Source organism: Nitrospiria bacterium (genome assembly GCA_036397255.1).
In the GTDB taxonomy this organism is placed as follows: Bacteria; Nitrospirota; Nitrospiria; order DASWJH01; family DASWJH01; genus DASWJH01.
On the sequence record DASWJH010000037.1, the window covers coordinates 1 to 16,452 of the forward strand.

The following is a 16,452-nucleotide window of genomic DNA, read 5'->3' on the forward strand; positions in this document are numbered from 1 at the left end:
CTCCCCGATAGAGGCATTCGAGGACAGGTTTCGCGGGAATGACGGGAAGGGCCTGGATTTCCGCTTTCCCCTGCCTGCAAGTGCCCGCCGGACAGGCGGGTAATGACAAAATTTACCCACTCACTTCCACGATGAGCCATAATTTTTAAATAGAACACCCTTTGGGAATTTTTTTGCTTTTTAACCCCTTCTTGATCTTAATCATTTTATATTTACTCTAATTATAAGAGAATGGGAATTTAATCCATCCCACCGGGTTTTCTTCCGGCGTTTCTAAAATGGGAGGGCCCATATAAAGAGGAGGGCAAAAATGCCGATTTCAGATTTTTCAAATTCTCCGGTTGTTACCCTTTCTCCAGGTCACATTGTTATGGAAGCAATTAAACTCATGCGGGATCAAAAAGTAGGTGCTGTTGTGATTACCGAAAAAGAGAAACCGGTGGGTATCCTGACGGACCGAGATATTTTATTACGGGTCACCGGGGAGGGGCTTGATGCAATATCTACAAAGATCCGTTCAGTCATGACTCCTAATCCCATTGTGATCAGTCAGGAAAAAGGGGTGTGGGACCTAATTCAAACCATGAAACAGCATGGAAAAAGACGCTTCCCCATTGTTGACCACGTGGGCAAACTCGTGGGCATAATGACCTTGGATGACCTCATTGCACTGATGGGGGTCGAAATGTGTGGTTTGGGGCAAGCCATCTCATCCGATCTGGGCTATACCGCCTACCTATAGGGTTTTTAATTTTAAACCTTTATCATAAGGTTGAAATTCTGCCGCTCTCACCTCCTGGTTAGGTGGATAATGAAAAGGATCGGTTTTGGGTTTTTCTATGCCTTCAACGCTTGATAAAAGTGGGGCGTCTGGTGGAATAGAGGCAAACCATATCCCAACCATGAAAAGCCCTAAGAGGGCAGGCAACCCGAATTCCATAAATCCGTTGGTAACCGGTTTCCCGAGCCAGGTTTCCTTTACCCCGTTTGCGAGATTTAGGAAATCACGTGGTTTTCTTTGAACCGCCAGGTTATTTTCAATTCCCCTTAGAATTTGTTGGGCCCAAACCTGCTGAGATTCATCTTGTAAGGTCACTGAGCGATGTGTGGCTTTAGTGGTTTCTTGGTATAGGGACCGGATGATGGTTGGAAATCGAGACTCTTCCCTTTTTAAAAGGTTTAAACGCGTTTCCCACCGGTTTTTTTTCCTTTCATCCACCTTTTTCAATCGGGTGGTTTCCTTTTGAAAAGCATTCTGGAAAGCCGTTCCCTTTACCGCTCCTCGGCGGTAAGCAGTCAGAACCGCCATTCCGATTTGTTCTTGGCGTCTAGAGGGTTCTCTTTCTGTAAAGTTCTGAAGTGTGGACTGTGTGTTTTCTATTTCGTTTTTAAGATGGGCTTGCCAATTTAAAATTTTTTGGCTTTCCCGAACAATGCTGAAGCCAAGCGCCTCTTGGATTCTTGCCCTTTGGGTTTTACCGGATTCCAGGGCCTCCTGAACGAGAGCCTGATGCTGGTTTTCTAATGTGGATTTCCGATCCGAATCCCATCTGGAAGAAACGGAAATAGCGTATCCGATTTTTTCCTGTACAACCCCTTCATCGAGCTCGATCCCCGGATGAGGGGTGATCGGATTTGGAAAACCATAGGGGAGCAGGAAGGATATCCCCAAAAGAATAAAGGTGGCCAGAATTAACATTTCTTGAAAGGAAAGGGTTTTCATCCTTATTTTTGATGTTTTCATCATGAATCTCCTTTTTTCTCGTTCCTTAAGAATCAAAGGGTATCCGACATGGTCGGTACGGGTGTTTTTGGGTTGAGGGAGAGGGGTTTTCAGGGGCGATGGTGTATGAGGGGTTTTTCAACGTGTAAGCATGCGATAAAACCTTGATCGATATGAGTGAAAACCTGTGCCGTAGGGGCCAATCATGGGTTCTTTAAAGGTCTGAACTGGGTACCCTTTTTATTTTCCTGATAGGTCAAATTAAATCAATTTATATAAAGGATTTATAAAGGAGGTGTAAAGAATCTGTATGGGTCTGAATTTGATTACGGTTTAGAACCGAATCACCAGTTGGGTGGATGAGGATTCTTTTTAGAGGTATGCTTTTAAATGATTAATAGGTTAATAGAATACAGCCAAAAAGGGGATCAGCTTTCATGTTCCTAAATTCCTTTGTGGTTCAATATCTTTTAAAACTGGATCTGGGCGACAAGCCATAATTTCTCAACATCCTGTGAGGGATTCCCGGTGTTGCTGGGAGTGTTTTCCGCATCGTAAGAGGCGTATTTCACCAAAAAGGTGTAATGCTTCAGGTATGTTTTTTGGAGGGAGACCCCTAGTTCGGTTCCGTAATTGAAGCCCCCATGATCGGATGAAAAATCATGATAGACCACCGTCAGATTTCCTGCTTGAAAAGAAACGCTTAAAGTGAAAAAAAGATCTCTAACCCCGGTTGAGGGGGTGACCAAAAATTGATCGGTCCAACCCTGAAATCCATGGAGGGTCGCTAAGGGAGTGGAAAAGCCATAAATGCCATCCCCGCCTAATACTTCATAATTGGCTTTTAAAGTTGAGGTATCAAACACCCACCCCAATTCTCCCAGATAATATGAAGCGTCGTTACTGCTTGCCCCATCTGCATATTCGCTTTGGTCCGCATATTCAGCGGTATATATAATTTTGGCCTTTTGGTTCACTTTTTGGGAGCCCTGAAGTCGGACACCAAAGGTTTTTGTAGAGGCTAAGGGGGTATCATCAAAATCTAATAAATAGGCGTATCCGGTTAAAGAACCTTCTTCGGGACCAATTAAGGCCAGGTTAATGAGGTGAGTTTCCATCCCCAAATCACTGCTAGTGGGGTGATTTTCACCAAAAACCCGATTGACGTTGGTCAGGTAAACATAGGTGCCTTGGGTTTGGGGGAGGGCCTGGGTCACAATGGAAAGGGCATCGAAGGTTTGCTCATTTTGCTGCCATCCCACATTTCCCACAAAACGCTGATTATCAATGGTGATACGTTGTCTCCCATACCGTACCCATGTGGTGACTTGGGGCTGATAGCTCAGAAAAGCCTGATTGATCTCAGTATCAGGCGGTTCGGCGACAATAGGGAATTCGGTTCTCCCATTTACGGTGTCATTAAACCGGTTGCTTCCGATGACTGCGACATTTTCAAACTCAATCAATGCCCCAAAACCAGAGTAATTTTCGGTTTCATAACCCAACCGGGTTCTCAGTGTGGACGCCTGGGCATTTTTAAGAATAATTTTATCATCTTCATCATCCTCATCGACGAATTCATAGCGATATCTCAGATCCATTGAGATTTTCCCTTTGGTTAAAGCATCGATGAAGGTCACAGCTGCCCAAGAACGGTCCGTCCAAGCCATTGACCCAAACAGGTTAGAAATTAAAAGCAGGCAACCAAAAACTCGAATACGGTCCGTTTTTTTCATTTTCTCCTCAGCTTTAATTGAAAACAAATTTATTTTTTGGAATACCGATTCATAAAAAAGCAATATTACCCTGTGGGAATGGTTAATTCAAGGTGGGAATCCACAGGATTCAACATCATTTAAAGGTTTAGGGAGGATTCGGTTAAAAATATTTTCCTTTTTTATATAACCTTTTTTTTCTGCTGGGACCTCTTTAAAAGAGGGGTAAGGATTCAATAGGCTAACGGTCGTTTGGTTTTTAGGGTTCAGCATGATATTATTTTTCAAACGAGTTCCCTATGAAATGTAAGAACAAAAGGCAGGCACTCTGGTGTTTTCTCATTTTTTTTTCTTGGATATTGATTCCCTTTATATCCTTTGCGGGTGATGACAAAGAGTTGAGAAAGGCCTCTTTTCAGAGAGATGTTCAAAAAATAAAGGCGTTACTCTTAAAAGGAACCAACCCCGATACCATCGTGGACCCTGTATTAAAATGGAATTCACTTCATCTGGCGTCTTATTTTGGAGACAGGGAGGTGGTAGAAATTTTGGTTGAACATGGTGCTGATTTAGAAGCAAAAACGAAGACCAAAGAGACACCCCTGTATATGGCGTCTGAACAAGGGCACTTTGAAGTTGTCCTTGTTTTAATAGAAAAAGGAGCGGATGTGAATTCCAAATCAAGGCTGGGAAGAACGGCTTTGTATATGGCTTTCGCAAGTGGCAATAAAAGAATTGCTGAGGCCTTACTGAAAAATGGCGCAGATGTGAATACTGCTACCGAGGACGGCTGGACGGCTTTAATGCGTGCATCCTTTGAGGGTCAAAAGGAGGTCGTGAAAGCGCTTTTAAATTTAGGGGCTAAATTATCCGCGAAGGATTTTGACGGGAAAACCGCTTTGGATTATGCCCGGGAAAGAAAAAAGGCGGAGGTTATAAAGTTATTAGAAAAAAGTAGCCCATAAGGAATTTTTAGAGGGGCCTTAGAAAGGCAGAAAATAACAAAAGGGTAGCAAATCTATTTCGATTTTTTGCAAAACCTCTTAAGGGATCCTTCCCTATGGGATTTTGCAAATAAAATTTACCTTTTGAACCATCTTCATCTTTAAGGGTTTTATAAATAGTTTTTAAAATTAAAAATTTTGTAATACCCGCTTAGGGTAAAGAGTGTTTTTGTTTTCCGAGGTCCTGACAAAATATGCCAAACTGGTGGAATTTTGATTTCCTGTTAAACTAAAGGTGAAAAAAAACCGAACTATATTATAGACATCAATTTCTTTAAATTCCAATTATCGAAACACCCATACCGGAGACCAAAATGAATGTTCGTTCTATCAGTATATGGATTGCTCTTGTTGTTTTAGGGTCAGGAACCCAAACGATAATTTTCGCAACCCAACCTGTGGAAAAACCAATTCAGATTGCACGACAGGCCCAAGAGTTAGGCAATTTTGAGGAGGCGCTTGAAACTTATGAGAAGCACATATCAAAGGATCCAGACTCTTTTGAGGCCCATTTGGGATTGGGGGAGGTCTACTTTAAAATAGGACGAACTGAAGAAGCCATTGTAGAGTTTAAAAAAGCGGTGCACTTAAAGCCAAAAAGCTCCCTTGCACACGTTCGTTTGGGTTTGGCCTATCAGCTCCTTCAGGATTGGGATTCTTCGATTGCGTCTTTTCAAGAAGCCAAGAGGGTTGACCCATCCGGAGAGGAAGTTTATGAATACCTGGCCGACTCTTTCCGTGGGAAGGAAGATTATCTCCAGGCCATTCAAACCTATCAAAAAGGACTTAAAAAAGGAGTCGAGGGCTCCTATTTTCACTATAAAATCGGTTTGATTTATATTGAAATGGAAGAACATCAAAAAGCCCTATCCGCTTTTAATAAAACCCTTGAAATCAATCCCACTATGTTTATGGCCCACTTTCAAAAGGGGGTTGTCTTATTTGAACTCAGAGACTTTGAAGAGGCCATTAAGGAGTTTAAGCAGGCTGTTCATTTGAATTCCAATTTAGCCGAAGGGTATTACCGGCTTGGAAAAGCCTATTCTATGTTGGCAAAGTCCGAGGATGCCCTACAAGCCTATAGAAAGGCCACCCATCTAAATCCGTATACATCGGATGTGAATGTTAAAATTGCAGAAATTTATTTGAACCAAAGGCAATTTGAAGATGCCGTCCGTTTTTTCAAAAAGGCCTTGGCAACAGGGGGTGAAAAATTTGCCATTTACTATCATATGGCCAGAGCCTACCAGGAACTGGGTAATTTGGAAAAAGCGTATGTGGCCTACAACCAGGTTCTGGATGCCTTTCCCATCTTTTTTATGGCCCGATATAACATCGGTCTTGTTTTATTTGACCAGGGTGATTACCCAAAAGCTATAGAATCCTTTGAAAAGACATTAAAAATGAATCCGCAATTTAACGCGGCTCTATATCAAATAGGAAAAAGTTTTTTGAAATTGGGTGAGGATGAAAAGGCCAAGGATAAATTTAAAGAATACCTCGCCAAGGTTCCCAATGGAGAAATGGCTCCCCAGGCCAAAGCCCATCTTGCCAAACTTTAGATGGGCTCAAGTGTTTGTCCTGTAATTTAAACCCATCTCGTGTTGTTCCTTATAGCTATTTTAAAATAATAAAGGCTATCATTTCCGCTTTCCCCACCAATCCCTCTCCCTCCCACCATTCCAATCCCCTTCCGTCATTCCCGCGGAAGCGGGAATCCAGGGGTCAAAAATCACCGCCTGTTGCGGTAATGGCTTAAATGATTTATGAAATATTCAAGTGATTTGTAGAATGCACCACAAGATCATTTGGTTTATGGAGGGGTTTTTTGGTTTAAACACAAAGGGGATTTTTTTAGAAAATGAAGATTGTAGCGAGATTTTTTTGGTTTGAGTGGAAAATTCCCTTCCTCATTCCCTTTTAATTTGGGAAACGGAGTGGTTTCATTTAGAAAGGGATGTAAAAACACCTGTTCAAAAAAGTTAATCCTCAAGAAGGATTAACTTTTCACGAAGGGCATATTTCACAAGACCCACACGGTTTCGTACTTTGATTTTCCGCATGAGTCTTACTGTGTGGGTGTCAACGGTTTTGGTGCTGATATTTAATTGTGATGCCACGGTTTTGACGGTATTCCCGTTTGCTAGAAGCTTTAAAACCTCAATTTCTCTTTCCGTAAGGTTTTCGCTTCCTTCCTTCCTGGGACGACCGACCTTTCTTTTTTCTTTAAGTTTTTTAGTAATCATTTTATTTTAGAGTCCCTTAAAGTTTCAATATACATTGATTAAACACTAAGCAATTTTTTTTGAATATAAGGGGAATGTCAAAAAAAGTCAATAGGAAATAGGCAGAAATTTGACATGTTGTCTCTGTGAAGAGGTAAGTTTTTATCTTTTATCAATTAATATAAAGGTAAATTTTGTCCGAAAATGGATTAAAAAGCCAATTTTCTGTCTCTTTAAACTTATTCCGGTAGGATTAATTGGGAAAAGGAGATGAGAAATAAAAAAGGCCACTCTTCAGTGGCCTTTTATTTTAAGATATAAAATTAGTGATTGGATGCGGGGGGGCGCAAGGACCGGTGGAGAAGCAATATAGAGGCATTGGAGCCCCCTGTTTTTGAGGTTTTATTTGATATGATTGGGTAACGGTCAAGATTTTATCTGACAGTCACCCTGTGTCCGTTAAATTAAATTATATCCAGCAGCACTTCTTGTATTTCTTCCCGCTTCCGCAGGGGCAGGGTTGGTTCCTCCCGACTTTTAAGGACTTCGCAGGCATCCTTTTGGGCTCGACCGGCGTTTTCGTGACGGAAGGGTCGGTATCAAAGCTTTTGTATTCTTCTTCCCGGGCTTTTTCCTCCCTTTTGGCCAGGGAATCTGCCTCCTCATCTCTGCCAAGCTCCCTGAGCAGGGGAATAAGGCGTTCAAGCACCCCCTCCCTGTCATAACTGAGTGGATCCCTTAAAGCGTATGCGCGGTTATAGAGCTCAATCGCCCTTTCGGTCTCTTTTAATGCACAAAAGGCATCGCCCGATTTAATCATCACCCAAACATCGTCATCAAACCGCTCGAGGTTCTCGGTTATCCTTTTAAGGGCCTCCTCTCGCCTTCCGGCCTCTGCGAGTATAATTCCCATATCGCCAAGAAAATTGTCCGGAGAATGAATCTCGGCAAAAAGACTGCCTACTTCAACCGCCTCATCGATCAATCCTCCATGGTCATTCAGCGAAAGAGGAAGACCCACCAGCCATCCGGTAAAGTCAAATTCTGCCTTCTGCACGATCTCGTCGAACAAATCCTTGTCCGGTGTGCCGTCGGCTTTCAAAATGAACTCATAGACCCGCTTTGCAAGGAGATACTGCTCTTCGAGCGTCTTTTTATAGCCGCTTCGATCCCGCCTGCCAGGCCTTTCAAATCTCTTTAAAGCCTCATCAAGGACGGTGATAAATTTGTCAACACTTATCTGATCCATCAATTTCCCCCAATATGAAAATGCACCAGTTCGTCGAGAAGCGAAGTTTTCCTAAGCTCGAAATTTTTGACGGTAAAGTCGCTGCGGGATATATTTCCCTGAGCAAAACCCCAGAAGCAGGCAAATCTAACAAGGCACCTTATCGCATAACATCTTCTGACCACCCTTCCTTTGAGGAAAAAGGAGTCTCAGGCGCTTCATCGATTGCGTTGGGAAAGGCCTTGATAAACAGATCCTCGTAAAATGAGCAGGGCCTTAAGATATCTCCGTATTTCTGAAGCACAAAGAGGGTATAGAGAAAAGAGTTCTGTACAATGTGAAGTTCCGGATAGCGGTCATTAAAGCCCCAATTGAATTTCCGCGTGTATGCCTTGAGAAGCTCGATGACCGCTTTTCCATTCATGCCCTTGTGCGAAACCTCCTGACCCGCTTTTGTTAGTATGAACTTGCCCCTGGCTTTCCTGATAAAACCAGCCATCCCAGCAACGATGCGTACCGTGTGCAACTCCATGAAATCCGCTTCGGTCATTATCCTAAAGTATTTCAATCGCTCTCTGGATTCTTCTTCTCCGAAGTACTCAAGCGCAGCGTCTCTGCAAAGATTGCGCGGAAGGTTTCCCTTGATGGTCGATTTCAAGCCCTTACTTTTATTGCATTGGCGGATGAGAAACAAAAAAAGCTTAATGAAAGATGATTCAGCAAAGCTCTTGATATTAGGGGAGAACTCGATCAGGGAGCTGCTTTCAAAGGGAAAATATAAGAAACGGAACATCTGCTCTTTGGATAGCCCTGAGAAAGCCTCGACCGGTGTCGTATTGCGGTCCCTCATGATCCAGTCCAGCTCGGTATTTAACGCCTCAATGGACGGAAACGTCCTTTTGCCGAGGGCGGATTGAATGTAAGATTTGAGTTCATTTAAGGGCGAGGCCGTATCATTTCTGATGAGGCAGCATTCATTGAATATTTTTCCGCTTCCGCAGGGGCAGCCCGTGCCCGCAAAATAGGCCACGATTTAGAACCTCCTTGGCTGGCCTGACATTATACAGAAATCACCCATTTGATGGTAGAGCAATAAAGTGTGATCATTCCGTATCCGATTCTATCCGGAATAGGGGACGGCATGGGACCTTTATCCGAAGAACTCGTGGAGAAGACCTGGCGGGAGGTTGCGGGCCTCAGCCCTGTCCGGGCCCACAACAAAATGTTCGAGGTTATCTAATTCCAGCCAGACCTTCCGGTATTTCTGATAGAATCCACGGAAGAGCGGCACCAAAAGGTTCGGCAGCTTGGGAGTATTTGTTTTTCTGTAGCTGGAAATCGTGCTCGTCATCTCTTTTTCTCGTTTTTCGTTTGCCCCATTATGGGTGTATGTTATAATGAGCGTTATCTTGTAAGCTGGGCGGCAAAAAGATGTGTGGGATTGCCTTCTATGGATACCAAGATCCAATTCATTGTTAGTAAATTAAAACATCGTCTCGACAAGATATATGGGGCTCGCCTTCGGAAACTGATCCTGTATGGCTCACATGCAAGGGGCGAGGCCATCGCAGGATCGGATATTGATGTCCTGCTCATCCTGGATGAGTGTCGTGACTTTTGGTCTGAGTTCGAAAAGATCGAGGATCTCACCAGCCAAATTTCTCTGGAACATGATATCGTCGTTTCGGTCTTTCCGATGTCGGAAAGAGACTATCAGGAACGGCAGACGCCATTTCTGCTGAATGTCCGGCGCGAAGGGATGCTGGTCCCATGAGGCCAGAGCTTAATGAACTGGTCTCAAAGTCCCGTGAGAGCCTAGATGCGGCAGAAGTTCTGTTCCAACATAAGTTTTATGGCTTTGCTGCCGCCCGAGCCTACTATGCCATGTTCTATCTTTCCGAGGCTGCACTTCTGGGAAAAGGGCTGACCTATTCAAAGCATAGCGCAGTCATCGGGGCGTTTGGCCAGCACTTTACAAAAACGGGGCTGGTGGATACAAAGTATCACCGGTATCTGAAGAGTGCCTACGATAAAAGAGCCGTTGGCGATTACGCGGTTGGTGTCCATGTTTCAGAAAAAGCCGCAAGCGAAACAATTGGACAGGCCAAAGAATTTATGAGTGTCATACTACGATACTTAGAAAGCCAGGAAAAGCCTACCTAAGATCCATGGGGGAGGGTCGGACCAAGCTAAGTGTTTGATATGAAAGATTAAGCATCTAAAATATGGGCGTTTTTGTGGCTTGGAACCTCCTTTTTACCCGCAAAAAGATGGCTGTAAGAGGAATCCCGGCTTTCGAATTTCATTTTTTTGTCCTTGGCAAATTTGAGAAGAAATTTTTTATATGACACCGGTGGGTGATAATCCAGACACATTGGGGATTAATATAATGTCGGTTGGCCCTGGACATACGGATTCCTTAAAACGCGCTTTTTAACCCCAAAAAGATCTGTTTAAGCCCAAATTTGGCCCCCATTATTTACTTCTTTTATAAATAATTCAATTCCTACCTTGGTCCGACCCCGGGTTTGCCGGGCTCGCTTTAATTTCTTCATTGACTGAAGTATATGATGATCATATACTTCAGTTTTAATGGATCATTTCGATGTCCTTTCAAAGTGCATTGGATTTGAATGGGATAAACATAATTCAGAGAAAATTTGGCAAAAGCACAGGGTCACCCCCTCTGAGTGCGAAGAAGGATTTTTCAATCGGCCCCTCATCGTTAAGGACGACACAAAACATTCAGAGAAAGAGTCCCGTTATTACAGCCTTGGTCATTCGGATTCGGGCAGACTTTTATTTAATGTCTTTACCGTTCGAAGGGACAAAATCCGTGTCATTTCGGCAAGGAACGTGAATCACAAAGAAAGGAAGGTGTACAAATCTTATGAAGAAGAAAGTTCCTAAATTCAAGAGCGAAGATGAGGAAGGGGAGTTTTGGGCAACCCATGACTCAACCGAGTTTGTCGATTGGAAAAAGGGAAAAAGGGCTGTGCTTCCCAACCTCAAGCCCTCCATAAAAACCATTTCCTTAAGGCTTCCGGAATCGATGCTCGAGGAGCTGAAGCTTCTGGCCAACAAACGGGATGTCCCCTACCAATCTCTCCTGAAAATATTTCTTTCCGAAAGGATTCAGAAAGAATTAAAGGCAAGTTAATCATTGCCCCCTTCGATGGAATCACTTTCATAGTTAGCCTTGCCACTGGGATATAGCCTCGTTCATGAGGAAACCGGACAAACAATTATAATAAGATGATCTTCGCCTTTTATGGTTAGAATCAACTAGCGGGGGACAGAATCGTTCGCTGAAACTAATTTCAATTATCCCAGTAAATTTTTATAGACACAAAAACTTGGATAAGTCTGGAGGGAAAACCAAATATTTTTAATGGGAATCTAAGGAAAGGAGGATTGCAATTTAATGAAGGGAAATTAAATCTAAAAGTTGTGACAAGTTTTAACCCCAAAAAGACCCGTTTAAGCCTATTTTTTGGGCCATTTTTTAATTCTTATATAAATACTTCAATCCCTTATCTTGGTCCGCCTCGACCGGGCAGTTGATGAAAAACTAAGGACAACCCAGCTAGCCCGCATTGGACAATGAAAATGAGGCATATTCAGATACTCAAAAGTTTTTCCCATGATTAGTTGACACCACTGACCCCTATGAAGTATATTTAAATCGAGCGGTAAGACCGAGGTAGGTTCCTCTGGTGTTCCCTTCCATTGGTTGGCCAAGCCAGAGGGCAACGAACCTATCAGGCGCGCTCTTTCTTATTGTCTAAAGGTACCGCTCGTCATACCTCACCTTCTCCTTGAACACTTCGAACCATTCTGAATCTTTCTTTTCATACTTTCGAAAAATACCCCACGCGAACAGATCAATAACCTGTAAACCCGGATTATCCGACGAATCGGCATGATCGATACTCAAGGGAACGCGCGGGTCAATTCTGCTTTTAAGTTGCCTTTCAAGATAACTGTTGAACTCCCTGACCTCTAATTTGCTTTTGCACCGGTCCAGGTAAAGCTGAATTCTCGTCTCCGCATCCTCAAATGGGAATTGATCGAGAACCTTCCTGGAAATAAAATTGTAAACACGGTCTTTTTGGGTCGCCAACTCATCATAGACACGCCGCTTATTCAAAGTAAGGGCGTAAATGCTGAACCTCACAGGCCGAATCAGGCTATAAAAATACTGTTTGATTTCTATACGGGTCCGTACTCCTTTCAACTCTACATCCCGTTTTATCGGAAACTTCCTCCGAATTGTTTTCCTTACCGCTTTAATGATTTTCCTGTTTTCCTCAATCCCATCCACGGCCATTATTGCAACCGTGAAGAACCGTGAGGGCCTCTTTCCGAAAAAGTCAAAGCCTAAATCTCCGCTCTCATCCAGATAGAGAAACCACATGGATGAATAAAACCCTCGATGAAAAGTTATTAAGAATGCCTGGAAAACAAGAAGCCCAAGGTGCACTCTGGAACACCTTGGACTCGGTTATGGGAACCGAAGCCGAAGCCTCGATCCCAAAAGATAATTGCATATGTTTTGGTTCAATCCGAAGTGTAAGCCAATTATACTGAGAAACGCTTTTAAGAGTAAAGGGAGTATAAAGCGGATTCCTTACAACACCCTTTTTAACCCCAAAAAGATCCGGTTAAGCCAAATTTGGCCCCCATTATTTACTTCTTTTATAAATATTTCAATCTCTTACCTTGGTCCGACCCCGGGCCCTGCACTGGAGCAAGAGCAACAGTCGTGAGACACGCCCGTTGCCGTCCCGAAACGGATGGATACAGAGAAAATCGAGGTTAAACGCCGCCATGCTGATCAGGGGGTGGACCCATCGCTCATCCAACGAGCGGTTCCAGAGTTCGATCATCTCCCGCATCGATTCCGCCACTCGGGCCGCCTCCACCGTCTTGGAACGCACCCGTTGACGACCATCGGGATATTTCTCGATGATGTCACTATTTATTTTTTTATAGTGTCCCCCGTCCCCGATTTCGCCGCGGATCAGGCGATGAAGCTCTCGAATTGCTTTTTCTGAAACGGGAAGGCTCGCAGCCTGTTCGTGGATGAGTTTCAGGGCATTTCGATAGCCCCGGACTTCTTCTTCGTTGCGATCCCGCAACCGAGATTTTCCGAACACGATCGTGCCGATCCGGGCCTGATCCACCACGACCCCCTCGATGCGGTTCGACGAGACGGCGCTTTCGATCAACGCATGCTCCCGCAAGACCTTGAGCCGCTGTGGGGACTGTTTGGTGAAAAGCTCCTGTCGCCCCCGCGCCTCGCCCAAGTCGGCGAGATACCACGATGTGGCAACCGGAAGCGTTTCGGGTTTCGAAGCCAACTGTCGAAGCGTCATCATCGGGCGAAGACCTTTCGGATAAACTACACTACGAGTGCGAAAATTCATACATCACGTGAAATACGACGCACAAACTATACTACCGGATGCCATACCATTCCAAACAAATCGCCGCTTGCCTGCGCGCGGCGCGCAAGCAGGAAGATTTATCCGCGCCGAGCATACCGAGGCAGGCAGAGTTCCAGCTTGTCTGCGCATGCTTGCATGCAGGCAGGAGTTTTTGGACGATTTGGGAAGGGCTCATTGGATCTCCAAAAATGCAATTTTAGTGAACTTATACACTTTTTGTATTATCCTGCGCCCCTAATCATAGAGCTTCAAAACAATTACAAAACCCCTCAATTCAATCTAACCTATTGATATTTAAAATAATTGTATGTCTTTACAATGTTGACAATGTACACACATCTGTGTATCATTGTTAATTGGAAATGGCCTGAATCCGAACTGTCACCGTATGGTGTGCGTGCCCTCCGGGGCTAGGATTCAGGCCGATTTATTTGGGCCATGTTTGTACATAAATTTCCCTGGCTTTAATCATCTTCCTATAGCTCTGAGAGTCCTTCTTGTCCTTCCTCGTGCTTCGCCCAATCGCCCCACATATCATATCAGCAAGTTGAATGAGGTTGTTTCTTGCAGAATCCTGAATTTTAACCTTCCGTATTTTCCTGGTGGCCTGAGGTGTATTGACCCTTTTTTTCAAGTAAACTTCCAGTTGTCTCCGAAAACCTTTACTACCGCTTCCATCAAATATCACGGTGGCATCATCCAAGTGAGGCTTTGCATTTTCAAAGACCAAGCTACTGACGTATTTATAAAAAGGTTCTTGGTATCGAAAGCCTTCTCCATATAATTTAGCCTTATTTATAACGATACCAAAATAGAAAAAATTGTATGGTGTTATTGCATTCAAAAACGCTTTCCTTATTCCCGGATGGCATTTATTAAAATGAAATTCAAATCCTGGATGTAGCCTCAGCTCTCTTCGCAACAAAGAAATCCGTTGATCCGCCGCCTCAGCTTCTTCGTTATCCTCAAATACCACCAGAGCAACAACAAAGTGCGAAGTGGACCCTTCCCCAATCTTCAGGCCGGAATCCCCTGATTCGTCAACGAAGACCAGCATCTTAATTTATAGTAAAAATTTCAATCAATTGTAGCCTGCTATTTTCGAACTACAATTTTTGGGGCAAACTTAACAGAGAACATGAATTATGACACAAAACTTGTACCTCTGCTTGCGCGTCGCGCAGGCAGGTAGCTCATCCCATCTGCCTGTGCGTTTCAACAACTGTCTGCGTTTAAGACTTCCGCACAGTCAGGCGCAGACAGGCGTCACGCCTGTTTTCTGGCCAGGCAAGGAGGTTTACATGCGCCGAAGGCAGGCATGACGTTACAGTGGTTCCAGGGTTTTTGAACAATCCCCGAGGAACTCATTATTACCCTCTTTATTACGTTTTCTTAAGGGTATTACTTTTTTTCCTCCAAGCAGCAGCGGGACCATGACCGAGACATTATCGAACCGGCATCATCGGGCAAAGCCCTTTCGGATACTGTAGGGCGTATTGCAGCCCCTACATTCCGGGTTTGATGAATCAAACCCCTACCGTATTCGAATTCCCGGTGTCCTCGTTCCAGTAGGCGAACGGCGCACCGCGACCCTACCATCCCATCGTCGCTCAATGGTTCTTTATTATTTCTGCGGGTCTTTTAGACTGATTTTATAATCCCGGGGCATGCACAGCCTCTTTCAGGAGGGCGTGACAATTCTATACCAGGGTTCCATGCAGTTACCGGTCTACCTGTGTCTTTCTTACCAATTTAAGGCCGTACTTCTTTGACAACTTTTCCGATTCTTCCTGGGACAATGGCCGAGGTGGCCGTCCTGCTCGTTCCGACTGCCGTTCGCGACGGACCCGATGAATCCAGTCTAAGGAAGGTGTTTTCCAATCTTCTTTCTCGCTTTCACGCTTCTTCATAACTCACCTCCCACGGCGAAACAATATCAATCAGCGGAACGTCCTCCCGCAGGTTCACACTGTTGATCATGCGCTTTCGCTCAATGTTGACCATATGCCGAAAGTTCCATGAAACAATGGTTCGAATATCGCTGACGGTGGCTACCGCGATATGCCGTGCGTCGTCCTCATAATCGGTCGGAATCGCACCAGCCGCCACGTAAGCCCGGGCCAGGGCCAAGCTTTCTTGGGTCTCTTCCAGTACCGCGAATTGAGTTTTTTCGATTTCACGAATAATTTTATCTCGGATGTTTTTCGGCGCTCTCTCCACCTCTTCAAGAACAAGTGTCGAAATATACCCATCCCATAATTCTTTGGCCAAGCCTCCAAGGAGTCTGTGGGTCGCTGCAAGTCTTTCTTCCGGTCCGGGGTCACAGACCGCTCCCAAGACCGACGTGTCCAGATACAGTTTCAATCGCATTCATTTACCCCCGTGGCAGCGCCAGCAACATCGCATCCAAGAGCCGATTCTCTTTACTATCTTTAGGATACAGGGCTGAGAGGGCATTTGCAAGGCGCAGAAAATCTGGCCCGTTTTCTGCTCTCAAAAGCCAATCAGCTAAACTTATCTCCACTTTCATTATTTGTTTTTTCTCCTGATGAGCCGTTGCCTAAGTCATTTGCGATTTGTCGAAATTGCTCCAGCAGGCGGCACCGGTACCACGACTACACACAAATATACTGGTACGGGTTCAAAATTTTGAATCCCTACGTTGATGGGTCACGTTTTTGTATTCGGATTCTCGGTTTCCTCGTCCCATCGTAGGGGCACAGCGTGCCGTGCCCCCTACCATCCCATCGTCGCGCCCGCCTGAAAAATAGAGACGAATTCAGTATGGTGTCACCGGAATTCCGGTCAGGTCCAAGGTGAGGCAAAACGAAATTTGCCCACTTTTTTTAAAAAGCAAATAAGCCAAACCTGATGCACTCGTAAAAAGTCGTCATACCCGCGAAAGCGGGTATCCAGGACCCAAGGAACCGCTTGAAAAGACTAGACATAATGGTTGACAGTTAAAAAAAAAAGACCTGCCCCTTGTCAACATGGGTTATATTGGGAGAGTTGTTCCACCCAATACAGGGCCAAAAACAAGGAGGGCAGGTCATGAAAGATTCTATCACGATCGTTGGTTTGGATGTACATAAAGATTCCATCGAAAT

20 protein-coding genes are annotated in these 16,452 nt (G+C 44.4%); 9 read left to right on the forward strand and 11 right to left on the reverse strand.

Annotation, left to right across the window (positions count from 1 at the left end):
- The first annotated feature begins 310 nt into the window (after positions 1-310).
- Positions 311-742, forward strand: coding sequence for a CBS domain-containing protein (locus VGB26_04705; GenBank protein HEX9757085.1), 432 nt, complete (start codon positions 311-313; stop codon positions 740-742).
- Here the strand turns inward: VGB26_04705 and VGB26_04710 are convergent.
- A complete protein-coding gene (locus tag VGB26_04710) occupies positions 737-1,747 on the reverse strand; it encodes a hypothetical protein (protein ID HEX9757086.1) in 1,011 nt (336 codons plus the stop codon). The two genes, VGB26_04705 and VGB26_04710, sit on opposite strands and share 6 nt — an antisense overlap.
- A gap of 446 nt (positions 1,748-2,193) precedes the next feature.
- Positions 2,194-3,459, reverse strand: coding sequence for an alginate export family protein (locus tag VGB26_04715; protein HEX9757087.1), 1,266 nt, complete (start codon positions 3,457-3,459; stop codon positions 2,194-2,196).
- 278 nt (positions 3,460-3,737) lie between these two features.
- On the opposite strand from VGB26_04715, the gene VGB26_04720 reads away from it, so the two are divergent.
- Positions 3,738-4,403, forward strand: a complete 666-nt coding sequence (locus VGB26_04720) for an ankyrin repeat domain-containing protein (protein ID HEX9757088.1) — start codon at positions 3,738-3,740, stop codon at positions 4,401-4,403.
- 353 nt (positions 4,404-4,756) lie between these two features.
- Entirely contained in the window at positions 4,757-6,004 is a 1,248-nt protein-coding gene (locus VGB26_04725) for a tetratricopeptide repeat protein (protein HEX9757089.1), read from the forward strand.
- Positions 6,005-6,424: 420 nt separating this feature from the next.
- Here VGB26_04725 and VGB26_04730 read toward each other — a convergent pair whose 3' ends face one another.
- The 3 genes from VGB26_04730 to VGB26_04740 all read right to left on the reverse strand — a co-directional run bounded on the left by VGB26_04730 (position 6,425) and on the right by VGB26_04740 (position 8,925).
- The gene (locus VGB26_04730) at positions 6,425-6,688 is read right to left on the reverse strand and encodes a LuxR C-terminal-related transcriptional regulator (protein ID HEX9757090.1); all 264 of its coding nucleotides are present in this window, start codon (positions 6,686-6,688) and stop codon (positions 6,425-6,427) included.
- A gap of 448 nt (positions 6,689-7,136) precedes the next feature.
- Entirely contained in the window at positions 7,137-7,916 is a 780-nt protein-coding gene (locus VGB26_04735) for an SEC-C metal-binding domain-containing protein (protein HEX9757091.1), read from the reverse strand.
- A 139-nt stretch (positions 7,917-8,055) separates the two neighbouring features.
- Positions 8,056-8,925, reverse strand: a complete 870-nt coding sequence (locus VGB26_04740) for a hypothetical protein (GenBank protein HEX9757092.1) — start codon at positions 8,923-8,925, stop codon at positions 8,056-8,058.
- Positions 8,926-9,345: 420 nt separating this feature from the next.
- On the opposite strand from VGB26_04740, the gene VGB26_04745 reads away from it, so the two are divergent.
- The 4 genes from VGB26_04745 (at position 9,346) to VGB26_04760 (ending at position 11,055) form a co-directional block, all read left to right on the forward strand.
- On the forward strand, positions 9,346-9,669 hold the full coding sequence (locus tag VGB26_04745; protein ID HEX9757093.1) for a nucleotidyltransferase domain-containing protein: 324 nt from the start codon (positions 9,346-9,348) through the stop codon (positions 9,667-9,669).
- Positions 9,666-10,058, forward strand: a complete 393-nt coding sequence (locus VGB26_04750) for a HEPN domain-containing protein (GenBank protein ID HEX9757094.1) — start codon at positions 9,666-9,668, stop codon at positions 10,056-10,058. Before VGB26_04745 ends, VGB26_04750 begins: the two co-directional genes overlap by 4 nt.
- A 429-nt stretch (positions 10,059-10,487) precedes the next feature.
- Positions 10,488-10,805, forward strand: a complete 318-nt coding sequence (locus VGB26_04755; GenBank protein HEX9757095.1) for a BrnT family toxin — start codon at positions 10,488-10,490, stop codon at positions 10,803-10,805.
- Positions 10,786-11,055 (forward strand): BrnA antitoxin family protein, encoded by a 270-nt coding sequence (locus VGB26_04760; protein HEX9757096.1) that lies wholly within the window; start codon positions 10,786-10,788, stop codon positions 11,053-11,055. Before VGB26_04755 ends, VGB26_04760 begins: the two co-directional genes overlap by 20 nt.
- Positions 11,056-11,679: 624 nt before the next feature.
- On the opposite strand, the gene VGB26_04765 is transcribed toward VGB26_04760, so the two are convergent.
- Positions 11,680-12,312 carry a DUF3800 domain-containing protein gene (locus VGB26_04765; GenBank protein ID HEX9757097.1) on the reverse strand — a complete coding sequence of 211 codons (633 nt, stop codon included), beginning with the start codon at positions 12,310-12,312 and terminating at the stop codon, positions 11,680-11,682.
- A 2-nt stretch (positions 12,313-12,314) separates the two neighbouring features.
- On the opposite strand from VGB26_04765, the gene VGB26_04770 reads away from it, so the two are divergent.
- A complete protein-coding gene (locus tag VGB26_04770; protein ID HEX9757098.1) occupies positions 12,315-12,485 on the forward strand; it encodes a hypothetical protein in 171 nt (56 codons plus the stop codon).
- Positions 12,486-12,604: 119 nt separating this feature from the next.
- Here VGB26_04770 and VGB26_04775 read toward each other — a convergent pair whose 3' ends face one another.
- Positions 12,605-13,054, reverse strand: coding sequence for a Fic family protein (locus VGB26_04775; GenBank protein ID HEX9757099.1), 450 nt, complete (start codon positions 13,052-13,054; stop codon positions 12,605-12,607).
- A 115-nt stretch (positions 13,055-13,169) separates the two neighbouring features.
- On the opposite strand from VGB26_04775, the gene VGB26_04780 reads away from it, so the two are divergent.
- Positions 13,170-13,298, forward strand: a complete 129-nt coding sequence (locus VGB26_04780) for a hypothetical protein (protein HEX9757100.1) — start codon at positions 13,170-13,172, stop codon at positions 13,296-13,298.
- Positions 13,299-13,772: 474 nt separating this feature from the next.
- Here VGB26_04780 and VGB26_04785 read toward each other — a convergent pair whose 3' ends face one another.
- From VGB26_04785 to VGB26_04800, 4 genes are all read right to left on the reverse strand, one after another.
- Positions 13,773-14,402, reverse strand: a complete 630-nt coding sequence (locus VGB26_04785) for a DUF3800 domain-containing protein (protein HEX9757101.1) — start codon at positions 14,400-14,402, stop codon at positions 13,773-13,775.
- Between the two features lie 664 nt (positions 14,403-15,066).
- Entirely contained in the window at positions 15,067-15,255 is a 189-nt protein-coding gene (locus tag VGB26_04790) for a hypothetical protein (protein HEX9757102.1), read from the reverse strand.
- Positions 15,242-15,715: a PIN domain-containing protein gene (locus VGB26_04795; GenBank protein HEX9757103.1), complete on the reverse strand. Its 474-nt coding sequence runs from the start codon at positions 15,713-15,715 to the stop codon at positions 15,242-15,244. Before VGB26_04795 ends, VGB26_04790 begins: the two co-directional genes overlap by 14 nt.
- Positions 15,716-15,719: 4 nt before the next feature.
- Complete coding sequence (locus VGB26_04800) at positions 15,720-15,875, reverse strand: hypothetical protein (GenBank protein ID HEX9757104.1); 156 nt, start codon at positions 15,873-15,875, stop codon at positions 15,720-15,722.
- Between the last annotated feature and the right edge of the window lie 577 nt (positions 15,876-16,452).

Excerpts from the sequence above, each read along its gene's own strand:
- VGB26_04705 (HEX9757085.1), top strand. The coding sequence starts at position 311 with ATGCCGATTTCAGATTTTTCAAATTCTCCGGTTGTTACCCTTTCTCCA.
- VGB26_04710 (HEX9757086.1), bottom strand. The coding sequence starts at position 1,747 with ATGATGAAAACATCAAAAATAAGGATGAAAACCCTTTCCTTTCAAGAA.
- VGB26_04745 (HEX9757093.1), top strand. The coding sequence starts at position 9,346 with ATGGATACCAAGATCCAATTCATTGTTAGTAAATTAAAACATCGTCTC.
- VGB26_04720 (HEX9757088.1), top strand. The coding sequence starts at position 3,738 with ATGAAATGTAAGAACAAAAGGCAGGCACTCTGGTGTTTTCTCATTTTT.
- VGB26_04790 (HEX9757102.1), bottom strand. The coding sequence starts at position 15,255 with ATGAAGAAGCGTGAAAGCGAGAAAGAAGATTGGAAAACACCTTCCTTA.
- VGB26_04725 (HEX9757089.1), top strand. The coding sequence starts at position 4,757 with ATGAATGTTCGTTCTATCAGTATATGGATTGCTCTTGTTGTTTTAGGG.
- VGB26_04765 (HEX9757097.1), bottom strand. The coding sequence starts at position 12,312 with ATGTGGTTTCTCTATCTGGATGAGAGCGGAGATTTAGGCTTTGACTTT.
- VGB26_04770 (HEX9757098.1), top strand. The coding sequence starts at position 12,315 with ATGAATAAAACCCTCGATGAAAAGTTATTAAGAATGCCTGGAAAACAA.
- VGB26_04795 (HEX9757103.1), bottom strand. The coding sequence starts at position 15,715 with ATGCGATTGAAACTGTATCTGGACACGTCGGTCTTGGGAGCGGTCTGT.
- VGB26_04785 (HEX9757101.1), bottom strand. The coding sequence starts at position 14,402 with ATGCTGGTCTTCGTTGACGAATCAGGGGATTCCGGCCTGAAGATTGGG.
- VGB26_04715 (HEX9757087.1), bottom strand. The coding sequence starts at position 3,459 with ATGAAAAAAACGGACCGTATTCGAGTTTTTGGTTGCCTGCTTTTAATT.
- VGB26_04760 (HEX9757096.1), top strand. The coding sequence starts at position 10,786 with ATGAAGAAGAAAGTTCCTAAATTCAAGAGCGAAGATGAGGAAGGGGAG.
- VGB26_04735 (HEX9757091.1), bottom strand. The coding sequence starts at position 7,916 with ATGGATCAGATAAGTGTTGACAAATTTATCACCGTCCTTGATGAGGCT.
- VGB26_04800 (HEX9757104.1), bottom strand. The coding sequence starts at position 15,875 with ATGAAAGTGGAGATAAGTTTAGCTGATTGGCTTTTGAGAGCAGAAAAC.
- VGB26_04755 (HEX9757095.1), top strand. The coding sequence starts at position 10,488 with ATGGATCATTTCGATGTCCTTTCAAAGTGCATTGGATTTGAATGGGAT.
- VGB26_04750 (HEX9757094.1), top strand. The coding sequence starts at position 9,666 with ATGAGGCCAGAGCTTAATGAACTGGTCTCAAAGTCCCGTGAGAGCCTA.
- VGB26_04730 (HEX9757090.1), bottom strand. The coding sequence starts at position 6,688 with ATGATTACTAAAAAACTTAAAGAAAAAAGAAAGGTCGGTCGTCCCAGG.